We start from the raw sequence: 2,470 nt of genomic DNA, 5'->3' as shown, positions 1-2,470 counted from the left end.
GTAGCGGAGCAGGAAGGACATCTGATGGAAATGGAAGCCACGCAAGCACCTTAAAATCACCATCATACACTAAATCAGTAAGTTGGCAGCATTACCCGCGATCTGTTGCCCTGGAAAGTTGATCTGAGCTCTTAGTAAATATCAATACGGTTCTGACGAGCCGCTTACGCAGATCATGCCATAATGAATAAACTTTAATCAGCGAAATTGACGAAGAAGCTGGCAGCGCTCCAACATCAGTTAAGCCGCAAGGTTAAATTCAGCAACAACTGGCAGAAGCAGAAACACAAAATACAGCAACTGCATTCCCATATCGCAAACATCCGCAGAGACTACTTTCACAAAGTCACAGCGACTGTCAGCAAAAAACACGTGATGATCGTCAATTACGTTATCACTGCCAACTGACTTCACCTTTTGGTTCATATGAAGCAGCATCCAGCGGTGAATGTTCCCGGATATATTCGATAAGTACTTCAGCATCAATAAATCCGGTATTTATGTATCCGGGTCTATTATCAATACGTGGATAGCCATCCCCACCAGTAGCATTAAAGCTAAATGTTGTCATACGATATTTTTTGTTAAGGTCAACCGATTTACCTTTTATTTTTAGCATTTCGATTTTTCCTTTTTTGACTACAAAGCTGGTATTCAAAAATTGTGGGTAGGCTCCGGAATCCGGTTTCATCTGTGCCACTGTAGCTAGGTAGTCAGCTACTTCTTTCCCCGTCAAATCAATACTTACTACCGTATTACCAAATGGCTGAACTTTCAGTATATCTTTGTATGTGATGTTACCACTCTCTATGGAATCTCGAATTTCCCCACCACTGACAACAGCAAAATCTGCGTCAATACGTTCTGTCAGAGCGCTCAGAATCAGATGGCCCATACTGGTCTGAACAAAACGAACTTTACTTCTGTCCCCTTCCAGACGTCCGTTCACAACCCCAACCTTCACATCCAGTTGTGCTTTGCCTTTATTCTGGAATGGTGTCAGTAAGGATAACATCTGTGGATCTTCAGTAATTTCGGGGGTGTAAAAAGAAAATTCCGTTTTTCCATCTTCTCTGGTAATTCTCATTTTGAGATTAACTGGGTGTAACTGATAATTAACCAGTTTCATTGTACCGTTACAGAATTCAAAATCAGCCTGACCGACATATTTTCCCCACTCATGCGCTTGTACAATCCAGATGCCATTTTGTTTATCTGGTACACAGGTTGTCCCCGGAATATAATTCCACTGTTTTTTATTATCGCTGGCCATGCAGACAGGAGCTTGTGAATGTCCTCCCACAATCATTGCTAATGAGCCAGTCGGCAAACTGCGAGCCATTTCAACATCACCAGGAGCATTCGAACCTGACTCGCCATTGTCATAGTGACCCATATGTGTTGCCGCAATAATAATATCTGGCTTTTCCTGCTGATTAAGTTCATCAATGACACTCCTCGCCTCAGCAGCAGGTTGACGGAACTCAATATCAGTAAAATATTCAGAATTTCCTGTTTTCGCAGTATCATCTGTCGTCAAGCCAATGACTGCAATTTTCAAATTCTGACGGATGAAAATTTTCCATGGACTGAATAAACGCCTCCCTGTACTTTTTTGATATATGTTAGCAGAAAGGAAAGGAAATGTGGCCCATTTTTCCTGCTGACGTAATATATTTAGAGGATTATCAAATTCATGATTACCGACGGCCATTGCATCATAACCAATTAGATTCATTCCACGAATATCGGGTTCAGCCTTCTGAAGGTCTGATTCAGGTACACCGGTGTTAATATCACCACCAGATAATAATAGAACACTTCCGCCATTATTTATTACTTTCTGCCGGATATTGTCCACCAGAGTTTTTTGGGAGGATAACCCGTACTCACCATGATTGTTACGCCAAAAGTGTCCATGGTGGTCATTTGTATGCAGAACGGTTATTTTATATACTTTATCTGTTTCATACGCTATAGCAGGATTTCCTGTCAGTAATGACAGGGTGAACATTATTAGCGTAATGTTTTTTTTTAACGGTATCATTGTACCTGTATGAACGCATCCCCGTTTGCAAGGCTTCCGTTGTTCTGACATCGACGAGTAGTTGCTGCTCTGTATCCGGCCTTATTGCAGTCAGAGCTGCGGGCCACTATAAGATTCACTTACCTGAGCCTTATTCCCTTCACGGACTTTATGTCTAGGACACAATTCAGGTTTATCAGGTCACGGTCTTACCTGTCGTTGTCATCACGTCGATCACCATAGCCCCCTTTCAGCATTCACCCTTCTATAAGGTTTGATGTTTATCAGTTTCAGCAATTAATATGGTCTGATACTGACGTGAACCGCCCCAAGTTTCCTGGAGAATGTTTTATCTGTGAACTCAGGCTGCCAGATCATCGTTTCCGATGGAAGCATAATAAGCTTTTTCTGCTTCTGCCGGAGGAGTATGGCCCAGCCTTTCCA

At 42.2% G+C, this 2,470-nt stretch carries 1 protein-coding gene and 1 pseudogene; one reads left to right on the top strand and one right to left on the bottom strand.

Annotated features, from left to right (window positions below; translation table 11 throughout):
* Positions 1-204 precede the first annotated feature (204 nt).
* Positions 205-384: pseudogene (locus BFF42_RS15085) on the top strand (transposase); the annotation flags it as partial.
* A 10-nt stretch (positions 385-394) separates the two neighbouring features.
* On the opposite strand, the gene ushA reads toward BFF42_RS15085, so the two are convergent.
* Positions 395-2,047 carry a bifunctional UDP-sugar hydrolase/5'-nucleotidase UshA gene (ushA, locus tag BFF42_RS15080; protein WP_000612524.1) on the bottom strand — a complete coding sequence of 551 codons (1,653 nt, stop codon included), beginning with the start codon at positions 2,045-2,047 and terminating at the stop codon, positions 395-397.
* Between the last annotated feature and the right edge of the window lie 423 nt (positions 2,048-2,470).

Origin of the sequence: Shigella sp. FC1661 (assembly GCF_001712525.1) — a bacterium.
Classification (GTDB): Bacteria; Pseudomonadota; Gammaproteobacteria; order Enterobacterales; family Enterobacteriaceae; genus Escherichia; species Escherichia coli.
The sequence above is the reverse complement of the archived record's forward strand: the minus strand, read 5'-3'. Positions and strand labels throughout refer to the sequence as shown.